Source organism: Campylobacter helveticus (genome assembly GCF_002080395.1).
GTDB classification, from domain to species: domain Bacteria; phylum Campylobacterota; class Campylobacteria; order Campylobacterales; family Campylobacteraceae; genus Campylobacter_D; species Campylobacter_D helveticus.
Map to the genome: position 1 here is coordinate 1,183,535 of NZ_CP020478.1, position 22,038 is coordinate 1,205,572.

Annotated in this window: 25 protein-coding genes; 3 read left to right on the forward strand and 22 right to left on the reverse strand. The window is 34.6% G+C overall.

The window, feature by feature from the left end; translation table 11 throughout:
* Positions 1–25: 25 nt before the first annotated feature.
* The 19 genes from lepA to aroQ form a co-directional block, all read right to left on the reverse strand.
* On the reverse strand, positions 26–1,822 hold the full coding sequence (gene lepA / locus CHELV3228_RS06315; RefSeq protein WP_171050429.1) for a translation elongation factor 4: 1,797 nt from the start codon (positions 1,820–1,822) through the stop codon (positions 26–28).
* Positions 1,823–1,889: 67 nt separating this feature from the next.
* Complete coding sequence (locus CHELV3228_RS06320; RefSeq protein WP_082200180.1) at positions 1,890–2,543, reverse strand: DUF305 domain-containing protein; 654 nt, start codon at positions 2,541–2,543, stop codon at positions 1,890–1,892.
* Between the two features lie 239 nt (positions 2,544–2,782).
* The gene (ychF, locus tag CHELV3228_RS06325) at positions 2,783–3,886 is read right to left on the reverse strand and encodes a redox-regulated ATPase YchF (RefSeq protein ID WP_082200181.1); all 1,104 of its coding nucleotides are present in this window, start codon (positions 3,884–3,886) and stop codon (positions 2,783–2,785) included.
* On the reverse strand, positions 3,883–5,334 hold the full coding sequence (locus tag CHELV3228_RS06330; RefSeq protein WP_082200182.1) for a leucyl aminopeptidase: 1,452 nt from the start codon (positions 5,332–5,334) through the stop codon (positions 3,883–3,885). Before CHELV3228_RS06330 ends, ychF begins: the two co-directional genes overlap by 4 nt.
* Positions 5,303–5,947: a DedA family protein gene (locus CHELV3228_RS06335; protein ID WP_234980991.1), complete on the reverse strand. Its 645-nt coding sequence runs from the start codon at positions 5,945–5,947 to the stop codon at positions 5,303–5,305. The genes CHELV3228_RS06330 and CHELV3228_RS06335 overlap by 32 nt, the downstream gene beginning before the upstream one ends.
* Before the next feature lie 80 nt (positions 5,948–6,027).
* Positions 6,028–6,576 carry an adenine phosphoribosyltransferase gene (gene apt, locus CHELV3228_RS06340; protein ID WP_082200184.1) on the reverse strand — a complete coding sequence of 183 codons (549 nt, stop codon included), beginning with the start codon at positions 6,574–6,576 and terminating at the stop codon, positions 6,028–6,030.
* Positions 6,573–6,905, reverse strand: a complete 333-nt coding sequence (locus tag CHELV3228_RS06345) for a hypothetical protein (protein ID WP_082200185.1) — start codon at positions 6,903–6,905, stop codon at positions 6,573–6,575. The genes apt and CHELV3228_RS06345 overlap by 4 nt, the downstream gene beginning before the upstream one ends.
* Positions 6,905–7,339 (reverse strand): ribose 5-phosphate isomerase B, encoded by a 435-nt coding sequence (rpiB, locus tag CHELV3228_RS06350; protein ID WP_082200186.1) that lies wholly within the window; start codon positions 7,337–7,339, stop codon positions 6,905–6,907. Before rpiB ends, CHELV3228_RS06345 begins: the two co-directional genes overlap by 1 nt.
* A 68-nt stretch (positions 7,340–7,407) precedes the next feature.
* On the reverse strand, positions 7,408–8,580 hold the full coding sequence (locus CHELV3228_RS06355) for a pyridoxal phosphate-dependent aminotransferase (RefSeq protein WP_082200769.1): 1,173 nt from the start codon (positions 8,578–8,580) through the stop codon (positions 7,408–7,410).
* 117 nt (positions 8,581–8,697) lie between these two features.
* Positions 8,698–9,279 carry a DUF2972 domain-containing protein gene (locus CHELV3228_RS06360; protein WP_082200187.1) on the reverse strand — a complete coding sequence of 194 codons (582 nt, stop codon included), beginning with the start codon at positions 9,277–9,279 and terminating at the stop codon, positions 8,698–8,700.
* Complete coding sequence (locus tag CHELV3228_RS06365) at positions 9,240–9,920, reverse strand: hypothetical protein (protein WP_082200188.1); 681 nt, start codon at positions 9,918–9,920, stop codon at positions 9,240–9,242. Before CHELV3228_RS06365 ends, CHELV3228_RS06360 begins: the two co-directional genes overlap by 40 nt.
* Positions 9,917–10,762 (reverse strand): flagellar motor switch protein FliY, encoded by an 846-nt coding sequence (gene fliY / locus CHELV3228_RS06370; RefSeq protein WP_082200189.1) that lies wholly within the window; start codon positions 10,760–10,762, stop codon positions 9,917–9,919. The genes CHELV3228_RS06365 and fliY overlap by 4 nt, the downstream gene beginning before the upstream one ends.
* The gene (fliM, locus tag CHELV3228_RS06375; protein ID WP_082200190.1) at positions 10,759–11,841 is read right to left on the reverse strand and encodes a flagellar motor switch protein FliM; all 1,083 of its coding nucleotides are present in this window, start codon (positions 11,839–11,841) and stop codon (positions 10,759–10,761) included. The genes fliY and fliM overlap by 4 nt, the downstream gene beginning before the upstream one ends.
* Entirely contained in the window at positions 11,841–12,536 is a 696-nt protein-coding gene (locus CHELV3228_RS06380) for an RNA polymerase sigma factor FliA (protein ID WP_082200191.1), read from the reverse strand. The genes fliM and CHELV3228_RS06380 overlap by 1 nt, the downstream gene beginning before the upstream one ends.
* The gene (locus CHELV3228_RS06385) at positions 12,514–12,873 is read right to left on the reverse strand and encodes a hypothetical protein (RefSeq protein ID WP_082200192.1); all 360 of its coding nucleotides are present in this window, start codon (positions 12,871–12,873) and stop codon (positions 12,514–12,516) included. The genes CHELV3228_RS06380 and CHELV3228_RS06385 overlap by 23 nt, the downstream gene beginning before the upstream one ends.
* Before the next feature lie 9 nt (positions 12,874–12,882).
* Positions 12,883–13,749: a flagella biosynthesis ATPase FlhG gene (gene flhG / locus CHELV3228_RS06390; RefSeq protein ID WP_082200193.1), complete on the reverse strand. Its 867-nt coding sequence runs from the start codon at positions 13,747–13,749 to the stop codon at positions 12,883–12,885.
* Positions 13,742–15,103, reverse strand: a complete 1,362-nt coding sequence (flhF, locus tag CHELV3228_RS06395; protein WP_082200194.1) for a flagellar biosynthesis GTPase FlhF — start codon at positions 15,101–15,103, stop codon at positions 13,742–13,744. The genes flhG and flhF overlap by 8 nt, the downstream gene beginning before the upstream one ends.
* A complete protein-coding gene (gene folK / locus CHELV3228_RS06400) occupies positions 15,072–15,587 on the reverse strand; it encodes a 2-amino-4-hydroxy-6-hydroxymethyldihydropteridine diphosphokinase (protein WP_082200195.1) in 516 nt (171 codons plus the stop codon). The genes flhF and folK overlap by 32 nt, the downstream gene beginning before the upstream one ends.
* Entirely contained in the window at positions 15,580–16,050 is a 471-nt protein-coding gene (gene aroQ, locus CHELV3228_RS06405; RefSeq protein WP_082200196.1) for a type II 3-dehydroquinate dehydratase, read from the reverse strand. The genes folK and aroQ overlap by 8 nt, the downstream gene beginning before the upstream one ends.
* A 93-nt stretch (positions 16,051–16,143) precedes the next feature.
* On the opposite strand from aroQ, the gene mqnF reads away from it, so the two are divergent.
* From mqnF to CHELV3228_RS06420, 3 genes are all read left to right on the forward strand, one after another.
* The gene (gene mqnF, locus CHELV3228_RS06410; protein ID WP_082200197.1) at positions 16,144–17,364 is read left to right on the forward strand and encodes an aminofutalosine deaminase family hydrolase; all 1,221 of its coding nucleotides are present in this window, start codon (positions 16,144–16,146) and stop codon (positions 17,362–17,364) included.
* The gene (gene sppA, locus CHELV3228_RS06415) at positions 17,352–18,239 is read left to right on the forward strand and encodes a signal peptide peptidase SppA (protein WP_082200198.1); all 888 of its coding nucleotides are present in this window, start codon (positions 17,352–17,354) and stop codon (positions 18,237–18,239) included. The genes mqnF and sppA overlap by 13 nt, the downstream gene beginning before the upstream one ends.
* 63 nt (positions 18,240–18,302) lie before the next feature.
* Positions 18,303–19,373, forward strand: a complete 1,071-nt coding sequence (locus CHELV3228_RS06420; RefSeq protein WP_082200199.1) for a Cj0069 family protein — start codon at positions 18,303–18,305, stop codon at positions 19,371–19,373.
* A gap of 23 nt (positions 19,374–19,396) precedes the next feature.
* On the opposite strand, the gene CHELV3228_RS06425 is transcribed toward CHELV3228_RS06420, so the two are convergent.
* From CHELV3228_RS06425 to CHELV3228_RS06435, 3 genes are read right to left on the reverse strand one after another with little or no spacing between them, the layout of a single operon-like run.
* On the reverse strand, positions 19,397–20,614 hold the full coding sequence (locus CHELV3228_RS06425; protein WP_082200200.1) for a DUF2972 domain-containing protein: 1,218 nt from the start codon (positions 20,612–20,614) through the stop codon (positions 19,397–19,399).
* 58 nt (positions 20,615–20,672) lie between these two features.
* Positions 20,673–21,281, reverse strand: a complete 609-nt coding sequence (locus tag CHELV3228_RS06430) for a bacteriohemerythrin (protein WP_082200201.1) — start codon at positions 21,279–21,281, stop codon at positions 20,673–20,675.
* Positions 21,262–21,918: a bacteriohemerythrin gene (locus CHELV3228_RS06435; RefSeq protein WP_082200202.1), complete on the reverse strand. Its 657-nt coding sequence runs from the start codon at positions 21,916–21,918 to the stop codon at positions 21,262–21,264. The genes CHELV3228_RS06430 and CHELV3228_RS06435 overlap by 20 nt, the downstream gene beginning before the upstream one ends.
* Between the last annotated feature and the right edge of the window lie 120 nt (positions 21,919–22,038).

Consider the following 22,038-nt stretch of genomic DNA (forward strand, 5'->3'; position numbering starts at 1 on the left):
CAATTGTCTTAAAAACGCATATGAATTAATCAATCTTCAGCACGCTCAAAAACGCTTCTTGTGGCAAATGCACCTTTCCTATGGCTTTCATCCTTTTCTTACCCTCTTTTTGCTTTTCCAAAAGCTTTCTTTTTCGTGTGATGTCGCCGCCGTAACATTTTGCCGTTACATTTTTACCCATTGATTTCACATTTTCACGCGCGATGATTTTATTACCAATGCTTGCTTGAATCGCCACCTCAAAAAGCTGTCTTGGCACTATCTCTTTCATCGCTTTGACAAGCTCTCTACCCTTGCTTAAAGCCTTAGAATTTGGCACGATAATGCTTAAAGCATCAACATTTTCTCCAGCAACCTTAATGTCAAGCCTTACTAAATCCCCCTCCCTATACTCAATCGGCTCATAATCAAAACTTGCATAGCCCTTAGTCAAACTCTTAAGCTTATCGTAAAAATCCATCACAATCTCATTTAAAGGCACATCGTATTCTAACAAAACCCTATCCTGCGTGATGTAGTCCATCTTCACCTGTAAGCCTCTTTTATGATTTAAAAGCGTGATTAAATTTCCTAAAAACTCACTTGGTGTGATAATGGTCGCTCGCACATAAGGTTCTTTTATCATTTCGATTTTATTCACAGGAGGAAGTTCGCTTGGGTTTTGGATTTTTAAAAGCTCTCCATCCGTTTGATAAATTTCATAAGTTACCGTGGGTGCTGTGGCGATTAAGTCAAGATTAAATTCACGCTCCAAACGCTCCTTTATGACTTCCATATGCAAAAGTCCCAAAAAACCCACACGAAAGCCAAAACCAAGCGCTAAAGAAGTTTCAGGCTCGTAGCTTATGGAGCTATCGTTGAGTTTTAATTTATCAAGAGCGTCTCTTAAATCCTCAAATTTATCCGTTTCGATAGGATAAAGTCCCGCAAAAACAAAAGCCTTAGCCTTTTCAAAACCACCTATGGCTTCTTTTGCTTTATTTTTACTTAAAGTGATGGTATCACCCACCTGCAAATCACCGATATTTTTAAGCCCAAGCACCACAACGCCCACTTCACCACTTTCTAATTTTTGCGTTTTTTTAGGGTTTAAAGGATGGGGATAAAATAAATCTTGCACCAAATGCTTTTTGTCCGTGCTCATCACCAAAATTTCATCATTTTTGGCTATGCTACCCTCATAAATTCGCACCAAAGCCAAAGCACCTAAATAATTATCAAACCAAGAATCATAAATGAGCGCCTTAGTCGCTGCTATATCATCAACTTTTGGGGCTGGGATTTTTGTAATAATCGCTTCAATAAGTTCCTTTATCCCCTCACCTGTCTTTGCACTTACACAAATAGCTTCCTTGCAGTCTATGCCTATGATATGCTCTATCTCGTGCTTGACTTTTTCAACATCAGCGGAAGGGAGGTCGATTTTATTAATCACAGGGATAATTTCTAAATTATTTTCTAAAGCAATATAAACATTTGCTATGGTTTGAGCCTCCACACCCTGACTTGCATCGACTACAAGTAAAGCCCCCTCACAACTCGCCAAAGAACGACTCACCTCATAGCTAAAATCCACATGTCCGGGGGTATCGATGAGATTAAGGATAAAAGGTTGGTTGTGTAGGGTGTATTCAAGTCTGACAGACTGCGCTTTTATGGTAATGCCCCTTTCTTTTTCTATATCCATAGTATCCATTACCTGATGACTCATTTGCCGCTCACTAATAGCTCCACACTCGCTAATAATTCTATCCGCGAGCGTGCTTTTTCCGTGGTCTATATGTGCTATAATAGAGAAATTTCTAATATTTTTCATAAACAATCCGTCAGTAAAATGTGGGGGAAATTATAACAAAAGAGCGTAAATTTACGCCCTTTTAAGTCTTAAACTAGCGTTTAAGCATTTTTTCAAATTGCTTCACTTCGCTTTCTTGAGTTGATATAATTGTATTGGCAATTTTTTTAATTGTATCATTATTAGTAATGTCTAAAATCTGCTTTGCCGACCTAATCGCCCCATTATGATGTGCTATCATCGCCTGCATATAAGCACTTTCTAAGTTCGTATCACTAAACTTACCCATTTCCTGCATCATTTCTTTCATATTTTGCTTTTCCAAATTTACAAATTCTTGATACTCTTCTTTGGATAAATTTTGATTTAAAAGCTCTCCCTTACTTAAAAGCTCGTTGAAACACTTAATCTCTTTTTCTTGCGCGACAATAATATCTTCTGCAATCTTCTTAAGCTTAGGATTTAAATTCTTACTTTGAATGAGCTTCTTAGAAGAAAGGATTGCGCCCTCGTGATGCGGAATCATATTTTGCAAAAAATCGACATTAACATTTCCACTTTCCACAAATTTAGCCTCCATCATAGGTGCGTGCATCAAATTTATAACTTCTTTAATTTGAGGATTTGATACCGAAGTATGATGAACGCTTTTCATTTCGCTTGTGTGATTGTGATTAACACCAGAATTTGCCATACTCATCTGCGTCAAAATACTCGCCACAAGACAAGAAAAAATAATCTTTTTCATATAATTTCCTTTATTTAAATTGATAATGAATTTTAACTTTATTTGATTAATGAGCGACAAGCCTATTTGAAATTCCCCAAATATTAAAATTTACAAGGATTTAAAGCATAAAAAACATTAAATTTTCCGCGCTTGCAATTATTAAATATTCAACCAAAAGAATTATTTTTAAAATCTACTTCTTAAATTTAATCAATCTTTACTTCCATAAAGTCAAATTCCTATTCAAAATCTTATGCCTATACATTAAACCTAAAATGCATTACATCACCATCAAGCACGACATAATCTTTACCCTCAAGACGCAATTTTCCCGCCTCTTTCGCTCCATTTTCGCCTTTAAATTTGACAAAATCCTCATAACTTATCACTTCGGCTTTTATAAAGCCTTTTTCAAAGTCATTATGAATCACGCTTGCAGCTTTTGGAGCTTTATAGCCCTTTTTTATCGTCCAAGAACGCACCTCAATCTCCCCAGCCGTAAAATAACTTATAAGTCCAAGTTTAGAAAAAGCCGTGCGTATGATTTGAGCTAAGCCACTTTCTTTAACACCCAAAGAAGCTAAAAATTCAGCTGATTCCTCATCGCTTAAACCCACAAGCTCTTCTTCTATTTTTGCACAAAGTTTTATCACTTCTTGATTATTTTTCTTCGCATATTCTTTCAAAGCTAAAACAAAATTATTATCTTCATTAATGCCATCCTCATCGACATTTGCACCATAAATTACTTCTTTAGCACTCAAAAGCCTCAATTCTTTAATTAAATTTTGATAAATTTCACTTTCCCTGTCTTTAAAAGTATTAGCTCCAAAGCCTTTATTTAAATGCTCTAAAAGAGCATTAGCAAGCTCCAAACTCTCTTTTGCACCTTTTTGATTTGCTCTTGCTTCTTTATTTAATTTTTCTATTTTTTTGCCAAGTTGTTCTATGTCTGCTAAAATAAGCTCTGTGTTAATAATTTCAATGTCTCTAATAGGATTCACCCCACCTTCAACATGCGTAATATTTTCATCATCAAAACAACGCACAATATGCAAAATAACCTCTGTTTCGCGTATATTTGAAAGAAATTTGTTTCCTAAGCCCTCTCCCTTGCTCGCACCCCTCACAAGTCCAGCGATATCGACAAATTCTATCAAAGAATGTAAAATTTTCTCAGGCTCAACGATTTTAGCCAATTCCTTCAAGCGCTCATCAGGTACTTCAACCATAGCTCTGTTTGGCTCTATGGTGCAAAAAGGATAATTTGCACTTTGTGCATTTTGTGCTTTAGTAAGTGCATTGAAAGTTGTAGATTTTCCTACATTTGGTAAGCCCACTATGCCAACTGCCAAACTCATTTAGCTTTCCTTAAAAGATGGATTAAAAAATTCACACACATTCTTACTCCAGCCCCACTCGCACCAAAATTTTGATAACCCCAAGCTTTTTCCAAATACGCAGGACCAGCAATATCAAGATGAAGCCATTTATCTTTATATTCTTTTCTTATAAATTTGTCTAAAAACAATCCCGCAGTAACAGCCCCACCATAGCGACTTGAGCTTGTATTACTCACATCGGCGATTTTAGATTTAATCAGTTCTCTTAAATGCGGATTAAAATGCAAAACACAAGCATATTCTCCACTCTTTTTACTCACTTCGTAAAATTCATTTTGTAAGTTTTCATTATTTCCCATAATGCCACTTGTAAATTCACCAAGTCCTACCACACAAGCACCCGTTAAAGTCGCCATATCTATGAGTAAATCGGGCTTTAAATCTTGTGCAAAAGAAAGACAATCAGCCAAAACTAAACGTCCCTCAGCGTCAGTATTTCTCACCTCAATGCTTACACCCTCTCTAGAAATTAACACATCATCAGGCTTGTAGGCATTACCACCTATCATATTTTCGGTCACTCCTAAAATGCAATGCACTTCAAGCTCCAAATTTAACTCTGCAACAGCCTTAATAACCCCCATAGCAGCCGCAGCACCGCTCTTATCCGCTTTCATCGTTAGCATATAATCAGCGGGTTTTAAACTAAGCCCACCACTATCATAAGTCAGCCCCTTACCGACAAAAACAACTTTCTTTTTGGCATTTTTATTTTTATAGCTTAAATGAATGAGACGCGGAGGATACGAAGAAGCCCTATTTACAGCTAAAAATGCGTTCATTTTTTCTTTTTCAAGAAATTTCTCATCATACACTTTGCAAGAAATACTCTTGTAAGTTTTGGCTAAATTTTGCGCATCTTCAGCCATTTTAAGTGGGGTATAAATTTGAGGAATTTCATTAACTATATCCTTAGTAAAATTACTAGCATTTGCCAAAACTTCACCGCGATGTAGTCCTATTAAAGCCTCTTCTTTGCTAAAATTTTTAGCATTTAGCTCTTCTTGAGAAAAGAAAATTTTTTCCAAATGACTAGGTTGCTTTTCACTCTTATATCTATCAAAACAATACCTTGCAAATATCACGCCCTCGGACATAGAAGCAAAACTTCTTACCACACATTCACCCACAATGCTTTTCGTTTTTACGCTTTTAACATTAAGCTTCTCAAGGCTTTTCAAAGCATTAAAAAAAGCCAATCTAATATCTTCATAATTTAGGCTTTTAAGTTCGACAAAAAGCCTTTTGTTGGCACCATCTAAGCAAATTCCCTCACCTTTGTAATTATATAACTTAAAAAAATCTTTATATGCGTTTAATTGTTTTGAATTTTTTTCTTGGATAAAAATAAGCTCAAAATCCGCCTTTATCGCACTAAGATTTTTTTGCATGAATTCTATTTTCATCTCTTTTTTCCTTTTTCTTTAAAATCGCCCTTTCTATTTGCTTAAAACTAAAAAGCAAAAGGGATAAAAAGCTTACAATCAGCACAGCAGCTAAATACCAATGCTCTTTAGCCCATTTTAAAAAGCTTTGGATTAAATCACCAAAATACCACGCCAAAAGTATGGTTACAGCAGCCCACACCCAAGCGCTAATAAGATTAATAAAAGCAAATTTCTTCGCACTATAACGCGTAATACCTATGCTCATCGGTATCACGGTTCTAAAGCCATACATATAACGCTGGATAAATATAATAGGCCAACCAAATTTTTGCAAAAGCAAATGTGCTACTGCAAATTTACGCCTTTGAGAATGGAGCTTTTTTTGAATATAGTTTTTATTATAACGCCCGATATAAAAATAAATTTGATCTCCCACAAAGCCACCAAGTCCTGCCACAAAAATAGCCAAAGCCACACTCATTTTTCCATCGTGTGCGGCAAGCCCCGCAAAGATAAGTCCTAGCTCTCCCTCTAAAATGCTCCAACAAAAAAGTATCGCATAACCCCAAGTCTCCACATGATCATTCCAAATACCAATAATGAATTCTTCTAAAGAAAAATCGTTTTTCATCAAACCATAAATCGCATAAGCAATTAAACAGAGCAAAGCAAGAAAAATAAAAAATTTTAACGATTTTTTCATTTCTCCTCCTAAAATTCCAAAACGCTATAAACAGGACAAAGAGCATTGAGCTTTTTCCAACCATTTAAATCCTTTAAATTAATCAAAAAGCAAGATTCTGCACACACGCCTCCGGCTTTTTTAATCAACTCATAAGAAGCTAAAGCTGTGCCACCTGTGGCTATTAAGTCATCTACAAGTAAAATTCTAGCATTTTTCACGCCCCTAAAGGCATCTTGATGAATTTCCACCTTGTCGCTACCATATTCTAAATCGTAAGAGCAAGTAAAGGTTTTATAAGGGAGCTTGCCCGGCTTTCTAATCGGCACGAAAGGCAAATTGAGTCTTGCGCAAATCATAGAGGCAAAAATAAAACCTCTACTCTCTGTCCCAACAATAAAATCTAAATTCATATCCTTGTATCTATCTTCTAAGTGCTTAAGTAAAAAGCTAAGTGCTTTTGTGTCATTAAGAAGTGTCGTAATGTCCCTAAATATAATTCCATCTTTTGGAAAATTTGGGATAACTCTAATGCTTTGAATGAGAAAATCTCTTTCTTTTTGACTAAGTTCTTTCATAATAATGCCTCGATTTTTGCTTCTAGTTCTTTAATTCTTTGTCTTAATTTGTCATTTTCCAAGCGATATTGCGAATTCCTCGTTCTAAGTGAGGTTAAATCCGCCTTAATCTTATTAAGTTCTTCCGTTAAAATATCAATATTCCCCAGACTTCTTTGAAGTTGAACTTGTAATTTCCTAATCACAATTTCTGTATCATCTAGGTTATTTTTAATAAAATCTTTAGAATTTTTCTCTTTGCTAAGTAAGGTTTTGTAGTAAAAAAGCATAACGACAAGATAAATTGTCGCACAAATTAAAATCGTGAAAATAAACCATTGTGAAAACATCATTCCACCTCAATTTTTTGAATTCTTTTCATATGTCTTCCCTCATCAAAAGGCGTTTTTATAAAATTCTCTATCATATCTATGGCTAAATCAAGCCCCACAAGTCGCCCTCCAAAAGCCAAGACATTTGCATCATTATGTTTTCTAGCTAATCTTGCACTCAAGCTTTCACTACACAAGGCACAGCGGATATTTTTGTGTCTGTTTGCCGCTATGGAAATTCCTATACCAGAGCCACAAATCAAAATTCCAAAGCTTTTTTCATCTATCTTACTTGCAAGCAAATGGGCAAAATCAGGATAATCGCAACTTTCATCACAATTTGTTCCAAGGTCGATAAAAGAGATTTGCACCTCTTTAAAAAAGGTGCAAAGTTTAGTTTTAAGCTCATATCCAGCATGGTCACTTGCTATATAAAGGCGTTCTCTTAGCATTCACAAATCCAAAAATAAAATAACGCAAAGATTATAACGCACAAAAATTACCACTTTGCTAATAGAACTTAAGCCTTATAATTTTTTACAAAATCGCCAAGTCTTTCAAGTCCTTTGATGATATTTTCCTCACTTGTCGCATAAGAAAATCTAAAATACCCGTCCATTCCAAAGCCTACTCCAGGCACAACAGCAACTTTCTTTTGCTCTAGCAAACTCTGGCAAAATTTCATAGAATCTTTTTCAAGCTTAGAAATATTGACAAAAAGATAAAAAGCACCGCTTGGCTTATAAACACTGATATTTTCCATTTTATTTAGCATTTCAAGGGCGACATTTCTGCGTCTTTCAAAAGCTTTTCTCATCATTTCTATATCCTCATCACACTCGCCAAGCAAGGCTGGGATGGCAGCATACTGCGAAATGGAGCAAATGTTTGAAGTGCTTTGTCCTTGCAGTTTTTTAACAGCTGGAACAAGACCTTTAATTTTACTTGCCATATAGCCAAAACGCCATCCTGGCATAGCCCCGCACTTACTTAAGCCATTTATCGTTACGCAGCGATTGAATGCATCTTCGCTTACACTTGCAAAGGCGTGAAATTCCACTCCGTCATAACAAAGCTTTTCATACATTTCATCACTTAAAACTACGACTTTTGTCCCTTCCAAAACCTTAGCTAAAGCACTAAGCTCCTCTTTTGTATAAACGCAACCAACGGGATTTGAAGGAGTGTTTAAAATAAAAACCTTAGTTTTTTCACTCAAAGCATTTTTAAGCTCATCAGCTGTGATTTTAAAGCCGTTTTCTTCCTTAGTATCTACAAAAACGCACTTTCCACCTGCAAATTTGACCATTTCAGGATAACTCACCCAATAAGGGCTAGGGATAATCACCTCATCACCTTCATCAACAAGACATTCTAGGCATTGAAAAAGCGAATGTTTAGCACCGACATTTGTGATAATTTCACTCGTTTCATAACTTAAGCCATTATCTCTTTTAAGTTTTGTGGCTACGGCATTTAAAACATCTTTAATTCCTGCAACTGGCGTATATTTAGAACAACCCCTCTCTATGGCTTTAATTGCTGCATTTTTAATCGTTTGTGGAGTGTCAAAGTCAGGCTCACCTGCAGAAAAAGAAAGTATATCCTCACCCTCAGCTTTAAGCTCATTCGCAAGGGCAGTGATAGCTAAAGTTATGGACTCCCCTAAGACTTGAGATTTTTTACTTAACATCATTTATTATCCTTTAAAAATTTGCATTATTATAGCTCAAATTTTCATCTTAACTGAAAATTTCGCCAAAGCTCCCACAAATTTTTTAAACCCTGCGTAAAATCTAAACAAAATGATTTAATTTGCTTCCCCACAAATCCTCTCAAATTCTTTATAATAATTCCAACTTTGTATAATATCTGGTCTTGTTTGTTTGATATGGGTGAGTTCTTTATCTAGGATGTTTTTAAATTTTAAGGCTAAAGTTTTATTTGCTTTAAAATAGTCTAAGACATCTTGTTCTTTAATGGCATTATCTTTTCTAAATCTTATCTTTTCATCTAAGACTTTCACAAATTCTTTAAAATAGTTTTTGAGTGTTTCTCTTATTTCTTTATCTTCTTGGATAAGTTTGTAATGTTTTTCTTCTAAATTAATGCTAAGTTCTTTATAGCATAAATCATTTTCATTTAAGAAGAGATTTTTAATATCTTTTAGTTGATTTAGAGGCTCTTCTGTGATGATGATTTTAATTTTATCTTTAAGATGAGAAAAGTCTTTATGGTCGATGTAAAAAGTAAAGGGTAGGAAAAGAGTGTAATCGTTCCAAGCTTTGCGTTCAAATTTAGCCCTATCTTCTTCTTTGGGTGGATTAAAATGAAGAATTTTAGAAAGCCTTTTCATCGTGTCAAAGGCTTTATCTGCTTTAATTTCTTCCATATCGATGTAAATAACTTGGCGAGGCTTACCCCCCCCCCCTCATTTGTTAGGAAGGGAGTTAGGTCGCTTTGGTAGTTGAAATTTATTTTTTCAATAATAACTTTCGTCAAAGAAACGGAAGGTATGTTTGCAGAATGGTAGGCTTTATTAAACAAAAAACCGTATGTTAGCTCGCACAAAACTCTATTAATATCATCACTAAGCCTATAAAGTTTTTTTCTATTTTTCAAAACGCTTTTAAAATCAACCGATTTATTTATAGCACTTAAAGTTCTTTGAATGGGATCCCTAAGCGTAATGACGATGGGAACGCTATCGGATAGAAAATGTGAGTAGTTTACACTCTTTTTACTTTGATAGTGATTTATAGCAATAAAATTTCTTTGGGTCGAATTTTTAAGATTATTTACAGCATCATTATAATGCAGTTCTCCATCTTTTGCTAAATGAGCTTGATTTAAACCACAGAGCATCAAAAATTTTGCAAAAGCATACTGCCCACTTGCCGTATAAGAAAAGAAAATAAAATTATAATTTTGTTGTATTTTAGAATAATGTTTCACAAAATACTTTCCTAAACGCTTATCAAAAGAATTACACAATCTATTCTTTCTACGCTCCCATAAATTTCCAAAAATCATCTTAACTGCTCCAATCTTTCTTTTTTCGTGCCGATTTCTGTAATTTGAACGCCGAAATTTCCATCGACTATTACAACTTCGCCATAGGCGATTCTCTTATCGCCAATTAAAATTTCTAAAGGGTCATTTGCAAGTTGATTAAGCTCGACAACAGAGCCTATATCCATAGTTAGCACATCTTTAAGAAGCATTTTTTTATTACCTATTCTTACACGCACAGGTAAGCGCACATCCATAATGAGATTGATATTTTTAAGCCCCTCAGCAAGCACCGCCACAGCTTCACCGCTATGAGTCGCTCCCTCACCTGCCGAAGCACCTGATTCATCATCTCCACTTTTAGTTAAAGTTTTATAAAGCTTATCGTCCATTACTAAAGAAATTTGCTCGTTTAAATCGTCAATTTTTACATCATAATTATAAAGCTTTACAAAATCTTTTAAATCAATACTTTCTTCGATAAATTCACAAGAACTAAGGCTAAATTCCATTTTAGGAATTTCTTTTTGCGCTCCAAGACTTGTGGTAAAGGCTGAAATGATATTTTGTATCGCTTCTTTTGCCGCGTCCATTTCATCCGGACCTAGCTTATTGTTTTTGGTGATTTCTTCCTCACCCATCATCCACTCGCCAATAGCACTCATCAAAACAGCCCCAGCTAAAATTCCTACGCGTCCGCCAGAACTTACACCAAAATTCACATAAACTAAGGGAGGTTTAAGAGTATCACTTCCACTAATATCAAATTCTTTATACTCGCTAAATTCAGCACTCTTTCCCGTCAAACCCTCGATAGTACTAACACATTCATTTGTAAATAATTTTAAAAATTCGTTTATCATATTTCCTCATCCTCCAAATCCTCAGTTTCGTCATAAACGCTAGCTTTTGCTTTTCTTTCCTCTTCGTATTTTTCCAAAATTTCTTTAATTTCATCTTTGTCTGTGCGTATAAGCTCGATGATTTTAATGGACTTTCTAAAACGATGAAGTCCAATTTGAGCCAAGAAAACATCTTTTTTATCAATGCTAACAATGGCTTTATCATCAGCTTCTCTATCAAGCCTTAAAATATCTCCTTGTTTTAATTCCAAAAATTCATTGACATTAATTAAAGTCTTACCTAAAATCGCCTCATAAACAACCTCAGCACGCCCGATAAGAGTTTTAAGCTCTTTGTTACGCGACTTTTTAGCAGAAGTCTCACCCATCATAATATCGCGGTTTGCTAAACGACTCAAAATACTTTCTAAATGCACGACAGGATAGCAGATATTTACCATACCGCTTGAATTTCCTATGATAATTTCCATAACAACCATAATAATAATTTCGTTTTGAGAAACGATTTGCACGACATTTGGGCTACTTTCTTTCGCCTCGATACTTGGATAAATTTCTGTAACGGTCGACCAACTTTCCTTAAGCCTTTGCATAATAATACGCAAAATACTATCAAGCAAATTTAGCTCTATGTCCGTTAATTCCCTACTTGCCTCATAGCTGTCCCCCTGTCCTCCCAAAAGCCTGTCTATCATAGGAAAAGCAATGCTTGGGTTAATCTCTAGAACACAATTTCCATCAAGAGGTTTAATAGAAAAAACATTGAAACTCGTAGGACTTGGCAAGGACATCAAAAATTCCCCATAAGTCATTTGGTCGACTGAGTGAAGCTTTGTTTCAACAATACTTCTCATCATAGAAGAAATTTGTGAGGCTAAATTTCTAGCAAGTTTATCGTGGATACCCTTAATCGTTCTAAGCTGCTCTTTTGAAACCCTATTTGGACGCTTAAAATCATAAACGACAATATTTCTTTCATCTTTTTCATCTTTAGAATTTGAAGGTGCTGGTGTGTCAGTATTATCATCAACGACTTCTAGCAGAGCGTCAATTTCTTCTTGGGAGAGTATTTCTGCCATTAGCTCAACCTTTCTCTCAATTTTTTAAGTAATTTTTTATGAATTTGAGAAATGCGACTCTCGCTCACATTTAAAATCTCACTAATTTCTTTCAAGCTTAATTCCTCATAATAATAAAGCTGGATAATGAGCTGGTCGCGTTCTTTTAAAGAGCTTAAAACTTCATTAATGTGTTCTAAAAGCTCATCTTTTTCTATCTTCTCCAAAGTTTCATCTTCGCTATACATCTCAAGCTGCTCATCAAGCGGCAAAGTATAGCTTATCGCGTGAGCTGCTCTTACTTCCCTTACTCTCTCCACATCTATTTCAAGTTTTTTGGCTAAATATTCATCATCAGGCTCACATTCATTTTCTAAAAAATACTCATCTAAAATCGCGTCAATGTCTTTTAAAATTTTACGATTATTACGGCTCATCACATCAAGGCGTCTTAAGTAATCAAGCATAGAGCCATTAACCCTTTTTCTAGCAAAACCCCAAAAATTGTCATTTTGGTCTTTATCATAACGGCGTGAAAGCTTTATCATCTCCTCAATACCCACACCGATTAAATCATTTACATCAATGCTAGAGGGCAAGCGCTCTTTGAGACGAAATGCCATAGCTCTAAGTGCTGGCATATAAGAGATGACAAGTTCATCTTGCTCTTTTTTTATAATATCTGCATAAGACCTAGGCGACTGCTCTTTTAGCATTTTTGCGTCTTTCCTTCGCTTCGTTTTTCTTTAATTCCTCTCGCTCTTCATTGAGTTTTTCTAAGATTACATCCATTTTTTTCTCGCGGATAACCAAATCATTGATAATATTGTTGCTTGTTTTTTCATAATCTTGCTTATTAAAAATTCTTCCACTTATCTTTTTAATATCAATAAAATTCATAATGGCAATATGCACAAAAACATAAAACATAAAAGTGATAAAACAAGTAGAAAGTAAAATATCAAAAGCTTCATCAACACTAATCACACTAAATGAAAGCCCTATAAAAAAACCACAAACCGTAAAAAAGGCGACATAATTCTCAGGTCTCATAATCTCTCACTAAAATCTTTCTATAATTTTTCTAAAAAAGCTTGAAAAACTACGACTTGAAACATCATCAAGCACTTTTCGTTCCAACCTATACAAAAGCTTGGAAGCTAAGGCTTTTAACTCATCGCTAGAGGCGGTATTTTCATCGCTAAAAAGAGTGCGTTTTTTAATGCTTCCACTTACCTCTTTTGAGGCGCTTAAATGTCCTAAAAATTCTAAATTTAAAGGATTTTTAATGTTAGCATTTGCAACTTTTTTGATATTTTCAAAGACCTTTAAAGCCTCGTTTTCATTTTTAACCACATTAAAAACCATCAATAAATTTTCCTTAGTTTTAGAAGTGGTTTTAATGGTCGCATAAGCATCTGTAATCGCCGCTGGATCCGGCACAGTAACGACAATAACCTCATCAGCCATCTCTAAAAAATTTAAAATATTCCCACCTATACCGGCACCCGTGTCGATGATGAGAAAATCAAGTTCATCTAAAATACTAGCCTGATTTAAAAATCTTTCATAAATATTTTTATCGCTATATTTTAGAATTTCATCACCACTTTCACCGGGTATAAGCCACAAATTTGGCTTCACTTCAATCAAAATGTCCTCTAAAGAGCACTCGCCCCTTAAAACATGCAAAAGATTTTTTTGAATACGCACATTTAAAATCACATCTAAATTTGCCAAACCTATATCCGCATCAAAAAGCCCTACTTTATAATTATGACTTGCTAAAACATTTGCCAAATTTGCACTTATCGTGCTTTTACCCACACCACCTTTGCCACTTGTAATAGCTATAAAATGAGTATTTTGCTCTTTTTTGTCCTTATTTTGTTTCATCAAATTTTGCAATTTATCTGCTTGATTATTCATTATTTTTCCCTTTAAAGCCTTCTAAGATACAATGCACTAAAAAATCACTATTCGCCACTTCAATATCATCAGGCACTTCCTGCCCTATGGAAAAAAAGCTAAGTGGGATATTTATCTCGTAAATCAAAGAAAAAATATTACCAAAAACCTTAGTTTCATCAAATTTTGTAATGATTAAAGTGTCGATATTTAGAAAAGAAAAATTCTTATAAATTTCCATTAAATCTTCATATTTTGTATTTGCCGAGATGACCAAATTAACATCAATTTCCGCATTAGAGTGGGCTAAAAATTCCTTTGTTTTGGCAAGTTTTGTTTGGTCGTATTGTGAATTTCCTATGGTATCGACTAAAATCACCTCACAACTGCTAAGACTCTTAATCGCCTCATCTAAGTCCTTAGGCTCTATACTATCGATGATAGGTAGCTTCATCATTTTAGCATATTGAAAAAGCTGCTCAACAGCACCTATTCTATAAGTATCTAGCGTGATAATACCCGTTTTATAACGCTTATCTCCGTAAGCATAACGGAAGGCAAGTTTAGCTAAAGTCGTTGTTTTACCCACTCCTGTTGGACCCACTAGCATCATAATCTTTTGCTTTTTAATGTCCGTTTCTACGCGACAAGGTAAGATATTACGCAAAAGAGAGTGAAAATATCTTTGCACGGCTTCCTTATTCATCTTCATAGAGGCTGGCATATTTTCGATTGTCGCTTTCATAATCGCCTCTAGGTGTGTCTCAAGCATACCGCTTTCTTTCGCCTGCTTATAAATGCTTGCAAATTCTGGCGGTATGATAAGATTCTTCCTCGCTTCGGCTTTATCGTCCCACATCATATCAACGAGTAAATTCATCTTATCGCTTAGTTTATTGATTTGCTTTTCAAAAGCCTCGATTTTCTTATTATACTGCGTATTTGGAGCTTGATATTCTGGTAAGCTAGTGCCTGTAACCTTAGAAATTTCAGAGCTAACAGCCGAAAGTTTTTCTTTAAAATCATCTAAGCTAGGTTTAGGTTTGGTATAATTTTCATATTCTTTTTGCACATTTAAAGAAGCTTTAGAAAATTCAAGTTCCACAGCTTCATCATCTTCCTTTTTTACTGCTGGCTTAGGAGCTTGTGGCTGGGTTTTTTTAGGTGGCATAGGCTTACCCATAGCCTTTAAATGCTCTTTATAGTCCGCTTCCTCAATGGCTACCATCACTTCATAAAGCCCTTTGCGATTGATGGTTTTAGGACGAATTTGCTTATTTGTAATAATTAAAGCCTTATCGCCATAATCCTCTTTAACTTTAGGAATAATCTCTTCCGTATCTTCAACGGTAAAGGTGTAAATAAGCTGTCCCACTTGCTAGTCCTTCCATTAAGCCCAAGGGCAAAATTACGCTAATTCTTTCTTTAGCCCCACTGTGAGGCACTTCGCACCGAAAATCTTTTTTTGTCTTTTGTGAAAAATACAAAAGATCCAAATCAAGCGTTCTGGGAGCGTTTTTAAAAGTCCTCTTTCTTTTAAATTTTACCTCATAATAAAGCAAAACTTTTAAAAAAGCTCTTGCGTGCAAATTTGTCTGTGCCAAAAGCACAGCATTTGTAAAATCCTTTTGTTTTTCATACCCAAAAGCCTTATTTATAAGTAGGGGGGAGGTTTGAAGAACTTTAAGCCTTTTATCGTCCATTAAAAGTCTAAACAAAGCTCTAAAACGCCTTTTTTCATCTTCTATATTTGACCCCAAACCTACCAAAGCAAAATATTTAAAATTCCTTAAATTTCGACTTGCAAAAGGGAAAAAACGAAAATTTTGAACCGCTCTTGCACCTTGAATTTTAAGCATTATTTTGCTGCATAGCCTTCAAATTTTTCACTTGCTCACAAATTTGCATAATACCCATTAAAGCAAGATGATAACCAAAGGGACCAAAGCCCACGATAGACCCCGCACAAACTGGTGCTATTAAGCTTTTTTGTCTAAATTCTTCCCTGCGGTTGATGTTAGAAATATGCACTTCAATGGCAGGTAAAGCCACAGCTGAGAGCGCATCGCGAATCGCAACAGAAGTATGTGTATAAGCCGCTGCGTTAATGATAATCCCATCAACAGTGCCTAAACATTCTTGAATTTTATCGACAATTTCGCCCTCGAAATTGCTTTGAAAAAAGTCAAGTTCCACGCCATTTTGACTTGCTGCATTTTGCATTTGCTCGTGGATTTCCTCCATTTTCATCGCTCCATAAATTCCAACTTCCCTAAAGCCCAGCATATTGATATTTGGACCTTGTATAACCATTATCTTCATAATATAACCTTACAAATTTGTTTTTTACAATGAATTTACATTATAACATTTTAAAATAAATTTTTGCTACAATGTATTTACGAAAGGAAAGTTATGTTTATAATCTCAGCCTCAAAAATGTTTTTATGCGATGAAAAATTTAGCATCTTAGAAGATTTTGCCTTTGTTTTTGATGAAGTGATTTTAGAATTTGGCAAAATAGAAATTTTAAAACAAAAATATCCAAACGCCAAGCTCATCAAAACAAAAGCAAATTCTCTCATACTTCCAGCTTTTATAAATCCGCACACCCATTTAGAATTTAGTGCAAATTCCTACACCTTGCATTTTGGCGATTTTTTCACTTGGCTTAAAAGCGTCATAAGCTTAAGACAAAATTTAAGCCAAGAAGTAAAAGATGAACTCATCACTCAAACCTTAAATAAAATGCAAAAAACAGGCACAAGCACCATAGGCGAAATTTCAAGCTTTGGAAGCGACTTAGAATCTTGTGCGAAACATTCTATGCGTGTGATTTATTTTAATGAAATTTTAGGCACAGACAAGACACAAAATTTACAAAAAAAAGAGGAATTTTTAAAGCGTTTTGAAAAGGCTATGGCTTATAAAGACGATTTGTTTATCCCTGCTATTTCAATTCATTCGCCTTATTCTACAAATTTAGAACTTGCAAAATTTGCTATCTCTTTGGCTCAAAAACATCAAATGCTTTTAAGCACACATTTTTTAGAAAGCAAGGCTGAAAATTTATGGCTTAGAAGAGCTTCTGGCAAATTTAAACAATGGCTAGGAAATTTCACATCAAATCCCAAGCCACTTTATACAATTGATGAATTTATCACTCTTTTTAAAGATTTAAGAACGCTTTTTACACATTGTGTTTATTTAAAAGAATTTGAGCTTTTAAACCCAAATTTACACTCCATTACACATTGTGCTTTTTCAAATCGTCTCTTAAGTCAAAAAAGTTTAGCCCTTAAAAAAGCTCTTAAAAGTGGTTTAAATATCCACTTAGGCACGGACGGCTTAAGCTCAAACATCAGCCTTTCTATGCTTGATGAAATGCGGACAAATTTGCTTATTCATAAGGATTTTGAACTTAATGCCCTCGCTAAAAAACTTTTGCTAATGGCGACACTTTATCCAGCCAAAGCACTTAATCTAAATCTAGGCACTTTAGCAGTAGGCAAAATGGCTGATTTTAGTGTTTTTGAAGTCAAAGAATGTGATAATACCCAACTTCCTTTGCAATTTATTCTCAACGCAAAAGAAGTGCAAAAATTATTCATAAAAGGAAAAGAATGCAAATTTTAAAATCATTTTTTAGTGGCATAGGTAAGATAATTTCTTATATCAATACCTATTTTAAAACTTTTTTACTTTTACTTTTAATTCTCTGGCTTTTTAGCTCAAACCCTACTTCAAGCGTTTCTATCCCAAATTTAGAACGCATAGACTTGAAGGGAGAAATTTTAGACACTAGTGCGGTTTTGGAAAAAATCATCAATGCTAAAAACGACACAAGCATAAAAGGTGTGCTTTTTTACATCGATAGTCCGGGTGGGGCTTTTGCTCCAAGTATGGAATTAGCCCTTGCTATTAAAGACTTAAGAGAGAAAAAGCCTGTAGTTGCTTACGCGGCTGGGACTATGGCAAGTGGGAGTTATTTAGCGGGGGTTGGAGCGGATAAAATTTTATCTAACCCAGCGTCTTTTATAGGCTCGATAGGTGTCATTGCTCAAGGTATGGATATAAGCGAATTGGCTCAAAAGCTTGGTGTAAAAGAGCAAACCTTAAAAGCAGGGACATTTAAAGAGGCTGGAACTTTCACAAGAGCGTGGAGTGAGGAAGAAAGGGAGTATTTACAAAGGCTCATTAATGAAAGCTATGCTCTTTTTGTTGAATTTGTAGCAAAAGAAAGAAAACTTGCTGTCAGCGAAAAAGAAAAATGGGCAGATGCTAGAGTCTTTTTAGCAAATGAAGCTAAAAATTTAGGCTTAATCGACTCTCTTAGTAATTACGAACAAGCCAAAAAAGAGCTTGAACTTTTAAGCAAAGTCGCTAATCCTGTATGGAAAGAAGCGGATAAAATCGACAAATTTTTAGAAAAGCTAAATCAACAAAGTGTCAAATTTTTTAATACACTTTCAAATCATTTATTACAAAATAGCAAAATGCAAGTTTTTTAAGGCTATTTAATTTTACGCAAATTTTTTATGGGATAATTAAAAATATTTTTTAAAGGAGTGAAAATGAAAAAAAATATTGTTTTTTTCGAAGCTAGAGGCGGAAGCGATAAGGGTCCTGATGGGTATAGAAAAGACACTATGCCTATGGTAAATGCTTTAAGAGCTAAAGGGTGGAACGCTGAAGTTATATTTTTTACCGATGAAATTTTACGCGATGAAAATGAGCGCAATAAAATTTACGAACAAGTTAAAAATACAGCCGATGGATATGTTTCGCGTGTAAATCCGGGAAATTTAAAAGAAGAAAAGCTTTATTTTGAAGTGCTTCGCAAACTCTGTGCAGACGGACTTGTCGGTATGCCTCATCCTGATGCTATGATAGGATACGGAGCTAAAGACGCCTTGACAAAACTAGCCGACACACCTTTAGTCCCTGATGATACTTATGCTTATTATGATATTAAGACCTTTAAAGAAACCTTCCCAAAAAGCTTGGCTAAAGGCGAAAGAGTGCTAAAGCAAAATCGTGGCTCGACAGGCGAGGGAATTTGGCGTGTGAGACTTGAAGAAGGTGCGAGTTATAACACTTGCGATTCTTTACCACTTGATACAACCATCATTTGCACAGAAGCAAAAGATAATCACAGCGAAACGCGCAAACTTGGCGAATTTATGGACTTTTGTGAGCAATATATCGTAGGCGATAATGGTATGCTTGTAGATATGACTTTCTTACCACGCATTAAAGAAGGTGAGATAAGAATTTTAATGCTTTATAAAACTCCTGTTTATGTCGTGCATAAAAAGCCAGCTGAGGGTGGAGACGCCTTTTCTGCGACACTTTTTAGCGGAGCAAAATACCGCTACGATGAGCCAAAAGACTGGAAGAATTTAATCGACTGGTTTTTAGGACAGCTTCCATCGATTAAAAATAAACTTGGCAATTATGACTTACCGCTCATTTGGACGGCTGACTTTATCCTTGATACAGATGAAAACGGAGGCGATAAATATATTTTAGGGGAGATTAACTGCTCTTGCGTTGGCTTCACTAGCCCTGCGGAATTTATGGAAAAAATCGCCGTAATGGTTGGAGATAACATTGTCGATATAGTAAGCGAGAAAAAAGCTTAAATAAAAGGAGGTGTGAAGCCTCCTTAATTTTTTAACCCCTCACAAATTTTCTCAAATTCTTGGTAATATTTCCACGAAGCGATGATGTCAGGGCGTGTTTGTTTAATGTGGGTTAATTCACTATCTAATAAAGCTTTAAATTGCAAAGCTAAATTTGCATTGTTTTTAAAGAATTCTAACATATCATTTTCATTTAAAGCATTATCTTTTCTAAATCTTACTTTTTCATCTAGCACTTTGACAAATTCTTTAAAATAGCTTTTTAATCTTTCTTTTATTTCTTTATCTTCTTTGATAAGCTCATAATGTTTTTCTTCTAAATTAATGCTAAGTTCTTTATAGCATAAATCATTTTCATCTAAAAAGAGGGATTTGGATTCTTTGTGGTTTGGTAAAATGACTTTAGAAATGATAATTTTAATTTCTTCCTTAAGCCAAGAAAAATCTTTATCATCAATAAAAAATGTAAAACGAGGAAGGAAAAAATAATCATTTGCAACCTTGCGCTCAATTTTCTCCCTATCTTCCTCTTTAGGTGGATTGAAATTTAAAATGCTTGAAAGTTTTTGCATAGTCTTAAAAGCTTTATCTGGCATTAGTTCTTGCATATCGATGTAAATGACTTGGCGGGATTTACCATCTTTCGCTAAAAATGGAGCTAGGTCAGTTTTAAATTTAAAGCTACCCTTAGATAATAAATCTTCCACATAAGATAATTGCGAAGCTTTTGTAAGTTTGGCAGTATCGCCGTATAAAATTGCATTTAAAATTGCATTTAAATCATCTTTAAGTCTAATAACCCCCCCCATATGATTAAGCACAAGATACTGATAATTCATCATAGACCTAAATCTTGAAATAGGGTCTCTAAGCACTATTAAAATGGGAACATCGTAAGATAAGAGCCTCGCGGTCTTAAATCTCTTTTTGTTACGATAAAAAAATATACTAATAAAATTTTTGCTTGTCGAACTTTTAAGTATTTCCCTACTCTTACTATAATACTCAGTCTCGTTATCTTGTGCCAAACGAACCTCTTTTAAACCACAAAGATTTAAAAATGTTATCAAAGCCGCATTCCCACTTACACCAAAACTGATGAAAAGAAATTTATAATTTTGCGGAAGCTTTGGATAAAATCCTCCAAAATACAAAAACAAATTCCTGCTTAATCTTCTTTTTTTATGACGCAAAAATTCCCCAAATCCCTGTTCTTTGATAATCTTAAAACTTTTTCCCATTACTTCTCTCTAAAAATTCTTGTTGAAAGTCGAAATGTTATCAAAATAACACTAAATCTCAAAATTCCTCCGCGTGCTTTTTGTGAAATCTTATCGGCTCTTGGCATTTTTTACATCTAAATTTAGCGCCTTTTAATTGTATTTTTTGATGAATTCCAAAAGGCACATCGTGAATCTGTCCCACACAATCACACACATAAAGATAAATCGCCCCCTCATCATCTCTCTCATCTTTATCCTCCTCAAAACTCACATCCGCACCATCATCGTGACTTAAAGAAGAACGCCTAAAGTATTCCACCTTCATATCTTCATAAAGGATATGCTCCAAAAGCCATTTTTTAGCGACTACATAAAGCTTTTCCTTTAAATCATTTGTGCTTTTAATGCTTTGAATGAGATTTATCATCATTTGTATAATTTCTTTATGAATTTTACGGTGTGCCTCAAGCTCGGGATAACCGATAAGCTCCATATATTTTTCTTCATCGTGAAAATGGTCTTTCATATAATTAAAAAATTCCGCAAGCAAATTCTTAATATCATTTTTATAGATAGGCTTATCAAACATATATTCAACCTTAGCAGCAAGCTCAAAAAGCTTTTTATGCTGCTCGTCTATTTTAGCATTATGAACGCTATAGCTATCATCCCATTTTGGAAACATTGTCTATCCTTTTTTCTACGATTTCGCTTGTAACATAAATTAAGTCTTTTTTACAATTTTTACATTTTAATATTTTATTATGCATTAAAATTCCTAAGTGCTCTTGATAGTTTAAAATATGCGTCAAATGACAAGGACAAGAATAGATAAATCTCGTTTCTTTTATGATTTTAGGCTCTTTTACCTCGCTACTTTCTTCTTCCACCATTTCAGCTTCTTCTTCGCTCTCTTGATTTTTCTGTTCATTAAGCCAATGTCCTATCATCATATCGTAACGCAAAATGTGCGTTAAAAGCCAATCGGACATTATGGTATAAAGCTTTTCTTTAAGGTCATTTGTCGTTTTAATGTGCTGGATAAGATAGGACATATCATCGATAATCACCTTATGCATCATTCTATGGTCACTAAGATACGGATAAGAAATTTCGTGCATATACTCTTCCTCATTGGCAAAATGCTCTTTCATATAATTAAAAAGCTCCATTAAAATTTCCTTCAGCTCATCACGCTTTACAAATCCATAAACCGCATTCTCCACTTTAGAAGCAAGAGCAAAAAGCTTTTTATGCTGTGCATCGATTCTATCGTCATTAATGCTATACTTATTGTCCCAAGTGGGGATTAATTTGTCCAACTTAAATTCCCAAAATTATGTTTTAAATCTCTAAAGAAATTTTAACTTTATTGAAATTAAAAAAATATAAAAACATTAGTAAAAATGAAATAAATTTTTAATAAAAGATAAATATTGTAT